The following is a 15,571-nucleotide window of genomic DNA, read 5'->3' on the forward strand; positions in this document are numbered from 1 at the left end:
ATGAACCACCGAGATCCGGCTGGAACCGAACGCGACTCGATGCGGCGACCAGCCTGAAGGAGCCGCCCAGCGCCGGAGCCCCATATCTGCGAGGTTCCCGATGATTCCGTGCTGCCGGGCAGCGGTCGGATCGTGAGTCAAGCCGGGCAGCGCCGGGAGCCCACAGCAGCCGTCCGAAGGGAACGGCAAGGACCTGGACGTTACGCACGGCGCGACTCTCCCACTGACTCAGGCCATGATCCACAGAAGACGGCCTTCCCGGCGCCAGCGGCCCCGTGAAGGTGCCCTACTGAGGGCGCTGGAGACACTTTCTGCAGTCCAGCAGGCTGCTGAGCGGTCCCACGTGAAGATCCACGCACTCGTCGAACAGGCGATGGCCACCCTCAAGACCTGACGACTCCCCCAGAAACTGTGATGCTCCACCACTCACATCCACCTCTCTCGTTGCAGGCTTTCCTAACCCTCCGTCAGGCCGACTCGGAGGCAGGGTGAAAGTGCCTCGCTGTCCCACCATGTCGCACAATCGCGAACTGGCAACCACTGCTCATCCGGCCCTGGTTCGCTCTGTCTTAGGCAATTTCCCGCCAGACAGATGGGATGGATCACGATGGAGTCATCGAACGCTCGCGGTCGAAACGCTGCTGGAACAAGGGGCGGCGGGCACGTCCATGCACCCGGCAACCAGGCAGACCGGACTCCCGCTTCGGATCCCACTCAGCCAGATGCTGGTAGGAACCTTGCACACCATCACGTAGTTGCTGCGTACCTCACGGCCGTTGCCGCGGTCGTCACCGCGGCCGGAACGATACTGACCCTGCTGATTCGATGACGGACAGCAAGGCGTTCGGAGAAACGTCCACACGGAAGCCTGGTGAGCCCGGAGGCACGCGTGACCGACCCCGAGGTGATTGCGCTGGCGGCTACTGACGTCAGGGCAATTCGAGAATGGCTCCTGCTGGACTTGCGCTGTGTACGCGCTTTGAACGGCGCCGAAGCCATCGGCTTGACCGAGGTACCCAAGCCCGAACTGGCACGGAAGGTGTTCGGCTCGGCTGAGCCGCCCGCCGTGCGAGCACTCCTCGCGCACCTGCTGGTGAGTGAGAGAGCCGCTGCCGGCGTCACCGCTTCGGACGCCGCGCTCTGGATCGATGCAGCCGGACTACGTGGCGAGCGAACGGACGTGCGGAGTCTCGCGCGAGAGATGGGGCTGTCGGCGCGCCAAGTTCATCGTCGGATCCTCGACGTCGACGCATCAATGGCGCGGCTGATCATGAGTTCCGATGTGGCATCGGCTGTCGAGGGAACACCTGCACCTGACCGACTCGATACGCAAGAACTCTGGGAAGCCGTACGGGCCGAGTGCCTGATGTCGCGGGATCCGGACCGGGCAGCGGACGCCCTACTGGCCCTGGCACGAAATCGTTCAGGCAGCCGTGGCACCCCATCGTCCCGGAGAGATGACGACGCTCCCGTGTATCGAGCGGGGAACAAGGATACGCGCTATAGAGATGCGGGACGTGCCGTCAACTGGCTGGCGACGACCGCGCATCGACCACCGCTCGCGCCATTACGGGACCTGGCGGAGCTGACCGGCAATCTCGTGACCGCCGAGGCCGTCGAACTCGCTGATGACCCGCACGAGTCACTCGACCAGCTGGAGAGGTCAATCGACAGCAATCAGCGTGAGGTACTGCCACTCCTGCTCCACCATGCAGGACATTTGATTCCGGACGTTGCCGCGGCCGGAGTGGACACCCGATTGCGCTTTCTCGGTCTCGCCTACTTCGCCACGTTCGAACCGCAGAATATCCACGCTCTGCGCTTCGCCCGAGCGCGGCAGGACGAAGCACTTCGATACAGCCCCAGGGGAGTCCAGGATTGGAGCGTCTTCAAGGGCATGGCCGGCCGTGCCTTCATGCTGGGTGCGCTCGGCCACCATGGCGCCGCCGTGCAGGGCTACCTCGCCGCCGCCCTCCACCTGGAGCATCATCGTCCGCATGAGGCAACGTACCTTCCTGATCTCAGCGACGCGTACGGACGGATCGCCCATCACGAGGCGCTGCGCGGTGGAAACAGGGAACGTGCCCATCGAGCCGTCGCCCGAATGGAACGCATCGCCGCGACTCAGGAGGATCCGGAGATCCACTTCACGCTTGCACGCGCCCAACTGGAGGTCGAACTGGGGTTCAGTGTCCGCCGTTCTGATGTGACCCTGGATCCCTCTCAGCCCGAGGTTCTCCGCCGCATCGACAGGGCGCTCGAGCGGTTCATCGATCTGTCGCTCCAGATCGGCAAAGCCAACCGAGAACTGGTGGCCTGCGACTTGGCCGCCCTGTACGCGACAGCCTCGAGGGACTGCGGGATGCTCGACGACGCGGTACGGCGTTTCCAACAGATTGTTGCCCAGCACGGCGGATACGCCAATCAGGCCCGCCAAATGAACGCGCGGCTCCGGACCGCGACCGCCTTGGGGCAGACCTTCTCGACTGTTCCGGAGGTGACGAGCCGATTCGATCCTCTGAGCGCAACCTCCGACGTCATTCCCAGGCGTCCGAGTGGCCTCCTCATCGAGCCGACTGTGAGGTGACGTACTGCGCTCGATGGTGGTGCTCTTACGGCCGCTCGCATCGAACGGCTCCTCACATCGGGGCAGTTCGCTCTCGACAACGGGACCTGGGACTTCGACAACAACGTATGGATCGTCCGGGACGACCACGAGGCCGTCGTCATCGACCCCGCCCACGATGCGCAGGCCATCGTCGACGTCGTCGGCGCCCCCAGGCTCACCGCGATCGTCTGCACCCACGCCCACAACGGGCCTGGCCGCCGCGAGGGCACGTCACCCGTCCGCCCGGAGCGCGACGTGCCGTCCCTGGGGCCACCTGCGTAACGCGGTGACAGACATGCCTCCTGCCAGAGCCGAATGAGCGGCAGCCGATCCGGGCACCTCGCAGCGCCTCTGTGCCTCGGGGTGAGTGGCGGCATCTGCTGGCGAACTCCGGCCGGGCCGAATCGCGGATTCTGCGGATCCTCTCCTCTTGACGGCCCGGACACCGGGCTCCCGTCCGCTACTCCTCCGAGGTAGACACCGTGATCGCTCACCTGCAGCGCGCCAGCGACACCGCGGAGCTGCTCAGCCGGGCAGCGCCTCCCGCTTGCAGCAGATGGTCGCCACGAGCAGGGTGAGGTCGTGAGAACAACGGTACGCGCCGTGGGCCCGGCGAGCGCGGAGACGGTCTGGCAGCGGTACGTACGGACGGCCTGCTGGCCGACCTGGGCTCCGCAGATCCGGGCCGTGGAGGCGGAGGCGGAACTGCGGGCCGGGATGCGTGGTCGGGTGGTGCCCGTCGTCGGGCCAAGGGTCGACTTCGTCGTCGAGGCTGTCGACCATGAGGCGCGCACCTGGTGCTGGCGGGTTCGGGTGGGGCCGGTGCGGATGCGGCTGTGGCATGCCGTACGGGATCGCGCGCCGTTCGGAGCGGAGACCGAGCTGCGTCTCGAGGGACCGGCGGCGGTTGTCGTGGTGTACGCGCCCGTGGCTCGGCTCGCCCTGCGTCGACTGGTGTCCCGGGGACGCGTCGAGCGAGCCCGCTGACCGGGTCAGTGCACTGCGTTCCCCGCGCGGCGTTCCGGGACCGATGGGACACTCGCCGCATGACCGGAACCGGGCAGCAGCAGGACCAGCGGCTCGAACAGGCCATCCTGGAGTTGCTCGACGGGCGCGCGCCCACCGCGACCATCTGCCCTTCCGACGCCGCTCGTGCGGTCTACGACGGGGACGACGACGGCTGGCGTGCGCTCATGGAGCCGGTCCGCCGGGCGGCGCGGCGGCTGGTGGCGGCCGGGGAGGTGGAGATCACCCAGGGTGGCCGGCCCGTCGATCCGGACGGGGCGCACGGGCCGATCCGCATTCGGCGCCTGCGCTGAGGCCGGCCGGGCCGGGCAGACCTCAGGCCGCCGACCGCGCCAGGTCCCGGTGGATGGGCTCCGCCCCGCCGGTCAGCGGCAGGCCCGTCCCGCCGCGCCGGGCCGCCACGATCTCCGCGGCGATGGACAGGGCCGTCTCCTCAGGCGTACGGGCCCCGAGGTCCAGGCCGATGGGTGACCGCAGGCGTGTCAGCTCGTCCTCGTCCAGCCCCGCCTCGCGCAGCCTCCGCAGCCGGTCCTCGTGGGTCCGGCGCGAGCCCATCGCACCGACGAACGCGGCCGGACGCCGCAGCGCCTCCGTGAGCAGCGGCACGTCGAACCGGGCCTCGTGGGTGAGGACGCACACCACCGTGCGCCCGTCGGTCCGGGTGCCGCGCAGATAGCGGTGCGGCAGGTCGACGACGACCTCGTCCGCCTCGGGGAAGCGGGCCCGGGTGGCGAAGACGGGCCGGGCGTCGCACACCGTGACGTGGTGGCCCAGGAACTTGCCGGCCCGCACCAGGGCCGCGGCGAAGTCGACGGCCCCGAACACGATCATGCGGGGCGGCTCCACGCTGCACTCGACGAGCAGGGTGAGCCCGCCGGGGCAGTGCGAGCCGTCCTCGGAGAGGGTGACGGTGCCCGTCCGGCCGGTGTCCAGGAGCGCCCGGGCCTCGGCCGCCGCCGTACGGTCCAGGTCGGCGGGGCCGCCGAGCCCGCCCTCGTGGGTGCCGTCGGGGCGGACCAGCAGGGCCCGCCCGAGCAGCTCCGCCGGGCCGGTCACGACCCGGGCCAGGGCCGCCGTCCCGCCGGAGGTGGCGGCGGAGAGGGCGGCCTGGAACACCGCCCGTTCCGGAGTCTCGTCACGGACCGGTGTGACCAGGATGTCCAGGACTCCGCCGCAGGTCAGGCCCACCGCGAAGGCGTCCTCGTCGCTGTAGCCGAAGCTCTCGCGGACGGACCGGCCGTCCTGGAGTGCCTGGGCGCACAGTTCGTAGACCGCGCCTTCCACGCAGCCGCCGGAGACCGAGCCGATCGCCGTGCCCTCGCTGTCGACGGCCAGCGCGGCGCCGGGACCGCGCGGGGCGCTGCCGTCGACGGAGACGACGGTGGCGACCGCGTACTCCCTGCCCTCGGCCGTCCAGCGGTGGAGTGCGTCGGCGATGTCAAGCATCCGCCGCTCCGTTGCGGGGCTGCGGTGCCGAGACTGCGAGGGTGCGGTCCGGGCGGATCGGGAGGTTCCGGTGCCGTACGCCGGTGGCGTGCCAGACCGCGTTGGCGACGGCCGCCGCCGCGCCCACGATGCCGATCTCCCCGACGCCCTTGATGCCGACCGGGTCGTCCGGGTCGTGGTCCTCCACCCAGTCCGCCTCGATGTCCGGGACGTCGGCGTGCGTGGCCACGTGGTAGCCGGCGAGGTCGGGAGCGTAGTGGCGGCCGGTGTTCCGGTCGCGGACCGCCTCCTCGTGCAGGGCCATGGAGATGCCCCACGTCATCCCGCCGACCAGCTGGTTGCGGGCGGTGAGCGGGTTGACGATCCGGCCTGCCGCGAAGATGCCGAGCATCCGGCGGACCCGGACCTCGCCGGTGGCGGTGTCCACGGCGACCTCCGCGAACTGGGCGCCGAAGGCGTGCCGTTCCTTCTGGGCAAGGGCGCCGAGGGCCGCGGTGGTGTCGGAGCGCACGGTGATCCCCTCCGGCGGGATGTCCGGGGCCCCCGCGAGCCGCTCCCGGAGTTCGGCGGCGGCCGCCGTGATGGCCCAGGCCCAGGAGCGGGTGCCCATGGAACCGCCGGCGATCATCGCGGGGCCGAAGTCGCTGTCGCCGATGCGGACGCGGACCCGTTCAGGCGTGGTCTCCAGGGCGTCGGCGGCGATCAGGGTGAGCGCGGTACGGGCGCCGGTGCCGATGTCGGCGGCGGCGATCCGTACGGTGTACGAGCCGTCCGCCTCCGCCGTGACCAGGGCCGTGGAGGGCATGGCTCCGGCACCGAAGGAGGCTGCCGCCGTCCCCGTGCCGAGCAGCCAACGGCCGTCGCGGCGGATCCCTGGGCGGGGATCGCGGTCCGCCCAGCCGAACCTGCGGGCACCCTCGCGGAGGCAGGCGGCCAGGTTGTGGGTGCTGAAGGGGAGGCCGGAGACGGGGCCCACCTCGGGCTCGTTGCGCAGGCGGAGCTCGACCGGGTCGAGACCGGCGCGTTCGGCGAGTTCGTCGAGGGCCGACTCGATCGCGAACGACCCCGGTGCCTCCCCCGGCGCCCGCATCCAGGTCGGGGACGGCACGTCGAGCCGTACGACGTGGTTGGCCGTGCGGTGCGCGTCGGCGTCGTACATGACCCGGGCGACGCCCGCGCTCGGCTCCACGAACTCGTACACGGTCGAGGTCTGGTTGAGCGAGCGGTGCTCCAGGGCGCGGAGCCTGCCGTCGGGATCCGCGCCGAGCCTGACCCGCTGGGTGGTGGGGCTGCGGTAGCCGGCCAGCGAGAACGTCTGACGCCTCGTCAAGACCACACGTACAGGCCGCTGCAAGGCGGTGGCGGCCATCACGGCGGACACCTGGTGGGCGCGCAGGCCCTTGCTGCCGAAGCCACCGCCGATGTGTTCGGAGCGCACCCGCACCGAGGACGCGTCGAGGGAGAACAGCTGGGCCAGCTCGGACTGGACCCAGCCGGCGCCCTGGTTGGAGTCGACGACCTCCAGCCGGCCGCCGTCCCACATCGCGGTCGCCGCGTGCGGCTCCATCATGCTGTGCTGTTCCTCGGGAGTGGTGTACTCCTCGTCCAGCACGACGGCGGAGGCGGCGAGTTGGGCTTCCAGGTCGCCCTTCTCCGTCTCGGCGGGCATGTGACCCGCGGCAGCGTAGGCGGCGGGGTCGTCGGCGATCAGCGCGGTGGCGTGCGGCTCCTCGTCGTACGTCACGACCAGCGCCTCGGCCGCCTCCCGGGCCTGTTCAGGGGTCTCGGCGACGACCAGCGCGACCGGCCAGCCGGCGAACGGCACCTGGTCGTTCTGGAAGACGACGGCGGCCGGGTCCGGCGGGGTGCCGAGCATGCCCACGTAATCGGTGTGCAGGCGTGGGGCGTTGGCGTGGTGCAGCACGGTGAGGACGCCCGGCATGGAGAGGACCGGGGCCGTGTCGATCGTGACGATGCGGGCGCGGGTGGCCGTGGAGAGCACCAGCCAGCCGTGGGCCAGGTCGGCGAGGGGGATCTCGCCCGCGTAGCGCGCGGCGCCGGTGACCTTGTCGCGGCCCTCGACGCGGGTGCGGGCGGTACCGACTGCCGTGTGCCGTGCCTGGGGGCCCGGTGTGGTGGTGGTCATCGGGCGTCCCCTTCCGCCAGTTCGGTCAGGACGGAGACCATGAGGTTGCGCATGAGGGTCACCTTGTATCCGTTGTCGGGCAGCGGCCTGGCGACGGCGAGTTCGGCGTCCGCGGCGGCGGCGAAGGTCGCGCCGGTGGCCGGTGCGCCGGTCAGGACGGCTTCGGCCGCGCGGGCGCGCCAGGGCCGGGAGGCGACGGCCCCGAGGGCGAGCCGGGCTGCGCGTAAGCGCCCGTCCTCGATGTCGAGCGCGGCGGCGACGGAGCCGATGGCGAAGGCGTACGAGGCACGCTCGCGCACCTTGCGGTAGCGGGAGTTCGCGGTGACGGGCGCCGCAGGGAGGGTGATGTGGGTGATCAACGCGCCGGGCGGGAGGGCGGTTTCGCGGTGCGGGGTGTCGCCGACGGGGAGGTAGAGGTCGGTGAGCGGCATCTCGCCCGGCCCGTCGAGGCTCTCGTACGCCACCTGGGCGTCGAACGCCGTCAGGGCCACGCCCATGTCGGAGGGGTGCACGGCCACACAGTGGTCGGAGGCGCCGAGCACCGCGTGGTTGTGGTGCTCACCGGTGACGGCCGGGCAACCACTGCCCGGGACACGCTTGTTGCAGGGCCCGCTCACGTCGGAGAAGTAGCCGCAGCGGGTGCGCTGGAGCAGGTTGCCGCCGACGGTGGCCATGTTGCGCAGCTGCCCTGAGGCCCCGGCCAGGACGGCCTGGGTCAACGCGGGGTAGCGGCGGCGGACTTCGGGGTGGGCGGCGAGGTCGCTGTTGGTGACGGTGGCTCCGATGCGCAGACCGCCGTCCGCCGTGGACTCGACGCGGTCCAGCGGCAGTTCGGTCACGTCGACGAGGAGGGCGGGCCGCTCGACACCGGACTTCATCAGGTCGACGAGGTTGGTGCCGCCGCCGAGGAACCGTGCGTCCGGGTCGGCCGCGAGCAGGGCGACCGCGCCGGTGACGTCGTGGGCGCGCCGGTAGTCGAACTCCTTCACGCGGCGGCCTCCTCGGCTGCTGCCGTACGGGACTCCGCGTGGGCCTGGGCACCACGGGAGACGGCCTGGACGATCGAGACGTACGCGCCGCAGCGGCACAGGTTGCCGCTCATCCGTTCGCGGATCTCGTCGGGCGTCAGCGGTGGTGGTGTCGGCCCGGGGCGTACGTCGTCGGTGGCGGCGCTCGGCCAGCCGGCCGCGTGCTCCTCGATGACGGCGATGGCCGAGCAGATCTGGCCGGGGGTGCAGTAGCCGCACTGGTAGCCGTCGAGTTCGAGGAAGGCCTGCTGGACGGGGTGCAGGTCGTCGCCGTCGGCGATGCCTTCGATGGTGGTGACCTCGCGCCCCTCGGCCGCGACGGCGAGGGTGAGGCAGGCGACGGCGCGGCGTCGGCCGAGCAGGACGGTGCAGGCCCCGCACTGCCCCTGGTCGCAGCCCTTCTTGGTGCCGGTGAGGTCGAGGCGCTCGCGCAGGGCGTCGAGCAGGGTGGTGCGGTGGTCGACGGACAGGTGGTGCTTCTCGCCGTTGATGTTCAGGGTGATCGTGCTGGTGGTCGACGAGGGTACTGGGGCCATGATCAGCCTTCTTCGGTGTCCGGTGACAGGAGATCGGCGCTGCGGCAGCGGTCCGGCAGCCGCCACCGGGTGCCTACAGGTGGCGGGCCGCGCTAGGGTGGCCCTAACCGGACCACTGTCCGCTTCGCCATTCAACGTAACGGACAGCTGTCCGCTTAACAAGGACGGGATTCGGCCACGAACCCGTGGAGGAGGATGCGTGTCCCAGCCGAGGAAGGACGCGCCCGCGCGTTCGGACGCACCCCCGCGTTCGGACACGTCGGCACGCTCGGACACGCCGGCACGCTCGGACGCGGTGCGCAACCGCGAGCGCATCCTGCGTGTCGCCATGGCCGAACTGACGGTGCGCCCGGACGTCCCGCTGAGCACGATCGCCAAGAAGGCGGGCGTCGGGCAGGGCACCTTCTACCGCAACTTCCCGCACCGCGAAGCGCTCGTCCTGGAGATCTACCGCTACGAGATGCAGCAAGTGGCCGACGCGGCAGGCGAGTTGCTGGGCACCCGGGAACCTGAGGCGGCCCTGCGTGAGTGGATGGACCGGCTCGCCGGGTTCGCCATGACCAAGGCGGGCCTGGCGGACGCGATCCGGCTGGTCACCAGCGCCCCGGGCGGCCCGGCCAAGCCCGGCCCCGCCCCGGTGCTGGAGGCCGCCGGAACGCTGCTCCGCGCCAACGAGGAGGCGGGGACCATACGCCCGGGGGTGACCCCGGACGACTTCTTCCTGGCCATCGCGGGCCTGTGGCAGTTGGATCCGCAGGAGGAGTGGCAGCCGCGGGCCGCCCGGCTGCTGGACTTCGTGATGGACGGGCTGCGCGCGGGGGCACCCGGCCGCTGAGCGGTACGGAGCCGGGGCTCAACCGTGCGGGCCTGCGCCGGGGCTCAACCGTGCGGGCCTGCGCCGGGGCTCAACCGTGCGGGCCTGCGCCGGGGCTCAACCGTGGCGGGCCTGCGCCGGGGCTCAACCGTGGCGGGGCGCCGGGTCCGACGGCTCCGGGTCCCCGTCGGTGAGCTCGGGTTCCAGCCCTTCGGCCACGCTCGTGGGGCGGCGGCCGGAATCCGCCCGCCACGCCTCGAAGGCCCAGCCGGTCAGGACCACCACGGCGGCGCCCAGCAGCCAGCCGCCGATGACATCACTGAACCAGTGCACGCCCAGCGCGATCCGGGTGAAGCCCACGCCCAGGACCGACACCCCCGCCACACCCCAGCAGAGCGCGCGCCAGGCGCGCGGCACCATCGGCAGCAGCACCAGGAGCAGCACCGCGAACGAGGTGGTCGCCGTCATCGCGTGCCCGGAGGGGAAGGAGTAGCCGGGTGCCTGCGCGACCGGATCCTCCAGCGACGGCCGCGCCCGCTCCACGACCACCTTCACGAGCACGCCGGTCAGCGCTCCGCCGGCCGCCGTCACCGCCGCCCAGGCCGCAAGGCGCCAGGCCCGTCGGTACAGGAGCCAGAGCGTGAGCAGCGCGACAGCGATGCGCAGGGTCGCCGGGTCCCACACCCAGTCGGACAGGATCCGCAACGTACCGGTCCACGCCGGGTGTTCGAGGGCGACCTCGTGCAGCCGACGGGCCGCCCCCGCGTCGACGCGGCGCAGCGGGGGCCAGTTCGCCTCGACGAGGACGAGCAGCAGGGCGAAGGGGATCGCGGCGGCGGCAGCGGCGGCCACGGCTCCCAGCAGGCGGACGCCGAACCGGCGGTCGGCGCGGCGGGTGCGCTGCTCCCGGGGGTCCGGGGCGGCGGTGGTGCGTGTCGGCATGTCAGGTTCCTGGGTCGGCGGTGATCGGGCCGGGTTTCCCCGCGCGTACGGCTTCCAGCTGGGCGGCGAAGGACAGTCCGAGGAAGAGGGACAGGGAGGTCAGGTAGGACCACAGGAGCAGGGCCATGAAGAGGCTGAGCGGTCCGTAGACCGTGTCGAAGGAGCCGCTGAGCTGGAGGTAGAGGCTGAGCAGCCAGGTCAGCAGGGTCCAGAGCACCAGGTACACGGCGGCGCCGAAGGCGAGCCAGGTGTACCCGGGCTGCCGGCGGCGCGGCGAGCGCCGGAAGATCGCGCTGGCGGAGATCAGGGCGAGCAGCAGGCCGAGCGGGATGCGGAGGAGGTCCCAGGCCGTCCGTGCGCCGTCGCCCAGCCCGTAGACGGTGGTGGCGGCTCTCACGAAGTCCCCGCCGGCCACGATCATGATCGAGGCGATGCCGAGCGGTATCCCGGCGCTCAACGACATGACCAGGCCGCGCAGATACTTGAGGTGGAAGACCCGGTCCCGCTCCACCCCGTAGATCCGGTTGGCGCCGCGCTCGATCTGGCACATCGCCGTCGTGACGTTGACCAGGGAGAAGAGGAGTCCGAACCAGAGGGCGATCTCGGCACCGTCGCCGTCGCCGCGCCGGTTGCGGTCCAGCGCCTCGTCCACCACGGGGGCGCTCGGCCCTTCGCTGAGGCTGCGGATCGTCAGCTCGGCGAGTCGCCCGACGTTCTCGGTGTGCAGCGCGGTGGAGAGGCCCACGAACGCGATGACCAAGGGGATGATCGCCAGGATCGTCTGGAGGGCCAGCGCGCGGGAGTGGCTGAAGCCGTCGGCGTAACGGAAGCGTACGAAGGCGTCGCGCAGCAGGGGCCAGCGGCCGTACCGGCGGAGCGCCACGAGGGCCTCGTCGGCAGAGAGTTCGTCGCCGGTCATGTCGTGGGTGACCGGCACCCGGGTCGCGGTTCCCATCACTTCTCCTGGGCGGGCGGCGGAACGGTGGATGCCATCACTTCTCCCCTGCCGGCAGCAGGACGGTGAGGGCGCCGGGCCTGACCTCCGCGGTGACCCGCCGGCCGGGAGCCACGGGGTCGCCGTCGACTTCGCGGGGTTGAGGCCGGGTGAAGGTCAGTTCGGCGCGGCGGAAGGTGAAGAACTCGACCGGGCCCCCGTGCGCTCCGGTCGCGGTACCGGTGGGCCGCGATCCGCGCAGCAGCACGACCGCCGCCCGCAGCCAGCCGCCCGCACCTCGGGGGTCGAAGAGCGCGAGGTCCAGCAGCCCGTCGTCGGGCCGGGCGCCGGGGACGAGGGCCGTACCGCCCTGGACGGTGCCGATGTTGGCGATGAGGACCATGCGGGCGGTGCGGTGCAGCGCCGGTGCGCCGTCGAGCGCGACCGCCAGCCGCATCCGGGGGCCCCGCAGTTCGCCGAGTCCGGCCAGGACGTAGGCGGGCCAGCCGAGCGCCGACTTGGCGCGGTCGGAGGTGGAGCCCATCACCGCCGCGTCGAGTCCGGCTCCCGACATGGCCGTGAAGTGCGTGCGGGCGATCCCGTCGCCGCTGATGGTGCCGAGGTCCAGCGCGCGGGGCTCGCCGGTGAGCGCGGCGGCCAGGGCGTCGGCGGGGTCGAGGGGCAGCCCCAGGTTCCGGGCCAGCAGGTTGCCCGTACCGCAGGGCACGACGGCCAGCGTGACACCGGTTCCGGCCAACGCGTCGGCGACGGCGCGGATGGTGCCGTCGCCGCCGCACGCGACGATGAGGCCCGCTCCGCCGCGCACCGCGCCCGCCGCCTGGCCGCCCCCGGTGTCGCGCTCGGTGGTCTCCAGGAACGTCACGTCGGTATGCCCCCGTTGCGCGAGGACGAGCCGCAGCCGGTCACGGGTGGCGGTGTCGGTGACGGTCGGGTTGACGATCACCACGGCGGGCTCGCGCGACGGGCCGGGCCGGCGCTCGGCGGCCGCGACGGCGATGTCCACCGCGTCGGCCGGTGGCCGGGCGGCCCAGGCGTCGTCGGCGAGCACGGCACGGCCGACGACGAACAGCGAGAGCCCCCCGTTGAGCAGACCGGCCACCACGTCGCTGGGATGGTGCATGCCCCGGTAGAGCCGGGCCAGCCCCACCAGGAGCGGGATCAGCAGCAGGAGGACGGCCACCGGCCTGCCCCAGCGGCCACGGACCCGGGACAGCACCAGGACGGCGAGACCGGCGTAGAGCGCGGTGGCCGCCCCGGTGTGCCCGGAGGTGTAGCTCGACGTCGGAGGCGAGGCGTCCAGGCGCTCCACGTCCGGGCGTGTCCGGTCCACGGCCTCCGTGATGAGCAGGAAGACCAGGGACTGGAGCCACACAGCCAGGGCCAGGAAGAGCGCCGCGCGCCACCGGGGAAGCGGCGGCACCAGGAGGAGCGCCAGGCAGCACAGCACGGTGACGCCGACGACGGTGTGGGTGTCCCCCGCCCCTGAGGCGATCGCCGATGCGGTGGTCAGTGCGTCGTTGCGTACGCGTTCGAAGGCGTCGTTCAGCGCGTCCTCGGCGGAGAGCGGCCACAGGTTCCGTGCCGGCCCGGTGATCAGCAGGCCGAGGCCCGCGATCATCGCCGCCTGGCAGACCGCGAACGCCGCGATCCGCGCCACCGCGCGGCCCGCGCCGCTGCTCAGGGCCGGTGAGTGGCCCAGGCGTGGCGGAGCCGGGGTTCCGGGCGGTTCGGTCGCTCTCGCGGGCGTGCTGGTCTCCATCGGGTCCCCCGGGTCCTCCGCCGGACGGCGGGCCGGGGAAGCCTGTTCTTCCCCGGCGTTACGCCGTGTGCCCTGACGGTGGCCGGACAGACCTGCCAGATGGCGGCGGCCACCGCCCGGTGGCGCCTCGGGCGTCACAGTCGCGCTACGACCCCTTCTCGTCTGGGCCACCGTCAGGTGCCTGGGGGACGGGTGGGGCGCTGCGAAGTGGAAGGTTTCCCTCCACAATGTCCCGCTTTCGCAGGGCGGTCGGGCCGCCTCCACCCCTTTCCGCAGGCCCCGGAGCAGTCCGTGGCGACTTTTAGGCTGCGCTTATGCACTACACCAAGAAGCTCATCGGACTGGCCGCCGTCGGCATCCTCGCGGTCGGCTGCGGCTCCGGGGACTCCTCCGGGACGGCCGCCGCCCCCGCCGGCTCCAAGCCCGACACCGGGCAGGAGACGACCGCCGCCCCGCAGGCCGCGCCGCTGCCCGTCGCCGTGGACGGCCCGCAGAAGGACGTCCTCGACAGTTCCTCCGACGGGCAGCTCAAGGTCCTGCCCAAGCCGGACAACAGCGCTCCCTTCACCGAGCGGGTGGAGCACAAGCTCCAGGAGCAGGTCCTCGGCCGGGTGAAGGTGCCCGGCAAAACCAGCGCCGAGTGCCCGGACGGGGTGACGCAGAAGGCCGGTGCCGTGAGCACCTGCAACGTCACCTACGAAGGCGCTGTCATCCCGTACGAGGTCAAGATCAGCGACTCGTACAAGGAAGGAGGCTTCATGACCTTCTACAACGCCAAGCCCCTCAAGGGTCTGCTCGTCGCGAAGGTCGTCTACGACCAGCTGTTCGAGCAGTACGGCAGCGGGTCCGGCCGCTCCGACGCGTCCAAGCTCGCCTGCGAGGAGTTCCCCGCCGCCACGGCCGTCGACTTCGAGGCCGACTCCGGTCTGACCTGCCAGTACTGGAGCAAGTACGGCAACGAGGGCGACGGCGGGTACGAGACGCTGCGCGTCAAGGCCGGCCCCTACGGCACGAGTTTCGAACAGGTCCGCTGAGACCGGTCCGTCAGCTCCGCTGAGGCTGGTCCGTCAGGTCCGCTGAGGCCGGTCCCTCCTACCAGCGCACCCCCAGCCGCAACGGACTGCGGGACGTCGTCCCGGTACGCCAGATCACCGTCTCCGCCGGCTCCGTCAGGCGCAGGTCCGGAAAGCGGGCGGAGAGGCGGTGCAGGGCGATCTGGAGTTCCGTACGGGCCAGCCAGGCGCCCAGGCAGTAGTGGGCCCCGGCCCCGAAGGAGAGGGTGGGGGCCTCCAGCGGGGCGAACAGGTCGTCGCGGGTGCGGCGGGGGAAGACGGCCGGGTCGCGGTTGGCGGCACCGCAGTCCGCGAGCACGACCGCACCGGCCGGGATCACCACCCCGCCGACCTCGGTGTCCTCGGCCGCGTGGCGTGCCGTTCCCCGGTCGTCGCCCAGCGGGACGAGGTGGATGAGGCGGTCCGCCGCCCTTCCGGCCGCCTCCTCGTCCGCGCCGATGCGGGGCCAGCTCTCCGGGCGTTCGCCGAGGAGGTAGAGCAGTGCGTTGCCCAGCATGGTCATCGTGCTGTCGTGGCCCCCGACGACGAGCCCGCAGACCAGGCTCACCAACTGCGCCTCGGGGAGACCGCCTTCGTCGTCGGCGGCCCGCACCAGGCTGCTGATCAGGTCGTCGCCGGGGGCGCGCCGCCGCTCCGTGAGGAGCTCCGCGCCGAACGCGCCGAACTCCTTCAGTACGGACTCCACCTCCTCCCCGGAGTGGGAGCCGTCGGAGAAGGCGTGCTCGCTCCAGTGGCGCATCCGGTCGCGCGCGGACGCGTCCAGGCCCATCAGCCGGCTGATCACCGCCACGGGGAGGGGGAGGGTGAACTCCTCGACCACGTCGCCCGGTTGCGGCCGGTCCTCCAACCGGTCCAGGAGCTGTTCCACGATGTCGGTGATCCATGGCCGCCAGCGGGCGACGGCCCTCGGGGTGAAGGCGCGGCGCAGGGTCCGGCGCAGCCGCAGGTGGTCGGGGCCGTCCTGGTTGAACATCAGGTCGGGGTTGTTCACGAGGTCCGGTACGTCGGAGAGGGCCGGGGCGTCCGCCGCGTACAGCCGGGACCGGCCGAAGCGCGGGTCGGAGAGCACCTGGCGGACATCCGCGTACCGGCTGACCAGCCAGGCGGGGGCTCCGCCCGGCAGCTCCCCCAGCCGGGGCGGGCCCGGTTCCTCGAAGTGCAGCCGGTGCAGGGGGACCAGGGACGACGGGTCGGTGGTGGTCATCGTGAACTCCTTCGGCAGAGCAGGTGGTTGGGCC

Annotated in this window: 13 protein-coding genes and 2 pseudogenes; 7 read left to right on the forward strand and 8 right to left on the reverse strand. The window is 72.0% G+C overall.

Annotation, left to right across the window (positions count from 1 at the left end):
* Nucleotides 1–245 precede the first annotated feature (245 nt).
* From IF17_RS1000000140440 to IF17_RS0130510, 5 genes and pseudogenes are all read left to right on the forward strand, one after another.
* Nucleotides 246–391, forward strand: a pseudogene (locus IF17_RS1000000140440) (IS5/IS1182 family transposase); the annotation flags it as partial.
* A 498-nt stretch (nucleotides 392–889) separates the two neighbouring features.
* Nucleotides 890–2,587, forward strand: coding sequence for a hypothetical protein (locus IF17_RS1000000139085; protein WP_157851186.1), 1,698 nt, complete (start codon nucleotides 890–892; stop codon nucleotides 2,585–2,587).
* A 39-nt stretch (nucleotides 2,588–2,626) separates the two neighbouring features.
* A pseudogene (locus IF17_RS1000000139975) lies at nucleotides 2,627–2,815 on the forward strand (MBL fold metallo-hydrolase); the annotation flags it as partial.
* 375 nt (nucleotides 2,816–3,190) lie between these two features.
* Nucleotides 3,191–3,595 (forward strand): hypothetical protein, encoded by a 405-nt coding sequence (locus tag IF17_RS0130505; protein ID WP_051884167.1) that lies wholly within the window; start codon nucleotides 3,191–3,193, stop codon nucleotides 3,593–3,595.
* Between the two features lie 59 nt (nucleotides 3,596–3,654).
* Nucleotides 3,655–3,927, forward strand: a complete 273-nt coding sequence (locus IF17_RS0130510) for a DUF3253 domain-containing protein (protein ID WP_030572862.1) — start codon at nucleotides 3,655–3,657, stop codon at nucleotides 3,925–3,927.
* A gap of 22 nt (nucleotides 3,928–3,949) precedes the next feature.
* Here the strand turns inward: IF17_RS0130510 and IF17_RS0130515 are convergent, their stop codons facing one another.
* The 4 genes from IF17_RS0130515 to IF17_RS0130530 are packed head-to-tail and all read right to left on the reverse strand — an operon-like array spanning nucleotide 3,950 to nucleotide 8,790.
* Nucleotides 3,950–5,080, reverse strand: coding sequence for an XdhC family protein (locus IF17_RS0130515; RefSeq protein WP_030572865.1), 1,131 nt, complete (start codon nucleotides 5,078–5,080; stop codon nucleotides 3,950–3,952).
* The gene (locus tag IF17_RS0130520) at nucleotides 5,073–7,226 is read right to left on the reverse strand and encodes a xanthine dehydrogenase family protein molybdopterin-binding subunit (protein ID WP_030572868.1); all 2,154 of its coding nucleotides are present in this window, start codon (nucleotides 7,224–7,226) and stop codon (nucleotides 5,073–5,075) included. Before IF17_RS0130520 ends, IF17_RS0130515 begins: the two co-directional genes overlap by 8 nt.
* Entirely contained in the window at nucleotides 7,223–8,215 is a 993-nt protein-coding gene (locus IF17_RS0130525) for an FAD binding domain-containing protein (protein WP_030572870.1), read from the reverse strand. Before IF17_RS0130525 ends, IF17_RS0130520 begins: the two co-directional genes overlap by 4 nt.
* On the reverse strand, nucleotides 8,212–8,790 hold the full coding sequence (locus tag IF17_RS0130530; protein WP_030572872.1) for a (2Fe-2S)-binding protein: 579 nt from the start codon (nucleotides 8,788–8,790) through the stop codon (nucleotides 8,212–8,214). Before IF17_RS0130530 ends, IF17_RS0130525 begins: the two co-directional genes overlap by 4 nt.
* Nucleotides 8,791–9,085: 295 nt before the next feature.
* Here IF17_RS0130530 and IF17_RS0130535 point away from each other — a divergent pair, with 295 nt between their 5' ends.
* A complete protein-coding gene (locus tag IF17_RS0130535; RefSeq protein WP_051884170.1) occupies nucleotides 9,086–9,625 on the forward strand; it encodes a TetR/AcrR family transcriptional regulator in 540 nt (179 codons plus the stop codon).
* Nucleotides 9,626–9,748: 123 nt separating this feature from the next.
* Here the strand turns inward: IF17_RS0130535 and IF17_RS0130540 are convergent, their stop codons facing one another.
* The 3 genes from IF17_RS0130540 to IF17_RS0130550 are packed head-to-tail and all read right to left on the reverse strand — an operon-like array spanning nucleotide 9,749 to nucleotide 13,260.
* Nucleotides 9,749–10,546: a phosphatase PAP2 family protein gene (locus tag IF17_RS0130540; protein ID WP_030572876.1), complete on the reverse strand. Its 798-nt coding sequence runs from the start codon at nucleotides 10,544–10,546 to the stop codon at nucleotides 9,749–9,751.
* A gap of 1 nt (nucleotide 10,547) precedes the next feature.
* The gene (locus tag IF17_RS0130545; protein WP_030572879.1) at nucleotides 10,548–11,501 is read right to left on the reverse strand and encodes a YihY/virulence factor BrkB family protein; all 954 of its coding nucleotides are present in this window, start codon (nucleotides 11,499–11,501) and stop codon (nucleotides 10,548–10,550) included.
* A gap of 37 nt (nucleotides 11,502–11,538) precedes the next feature.
* Entirely contained in the window at nucleotides 11,539–13,260 is a 1,722-nt protein-coding gene (locus IF17_RS0130550) for a bifunctional phosphatase PAP2/diacylglycerol kinase family protein (protein WP_030572883.1), read from the reverse strand.
* A 314-nt stretch (nucleotides 13,261–13,574) separates the two neighbouring features.
* On the opposite strand from IF17_RS0130550, the gene IF17_RS0130555 reads away from it, so the two are divergent.
* Complete coding sequence (locus tag IF17_RS0130555; RefSeq protein ID WP_030572887.1) at nucleotides 13,575–14,294, forward strand: hypothetical protein; 720 nt, start codon at nucleotides 13,575–13,577, stop codon at nucleotides 14,292–14,294.
* A 58-nt stretch (nucleotides 14,295–14,352) separates the two neighbouring features.
* Here the strand turns inward: IF17_RS0130555 and IF17_RS0130560 are convergent, their stop codons facing one another.
* The gene (locus IF17_RS0130560; protein ID WP_030572891.1) at nucleotides 14,353–15,537 is read right to left on the reverse strand and encodes a cytochrome P450; all 1,185 of its coding nucleotides are present in this window, start codon (nucleotides 15,535–15,537) and stop codon (nucleotides 14,353–14,355) included.
* Nucleotides 15,538–15,571: the final 34 nt, after the last annotated feature.

The organism is Streptomyces cyaneofuscatus (assembly GCF_000718135.1).
Classification (GTDB): Bacteria; Actinomycetota; Actinomycetes; order Streptomycetales; family Streptomycetaceae; genus Streptomyces; species Streptomyces cyaneofuscatus.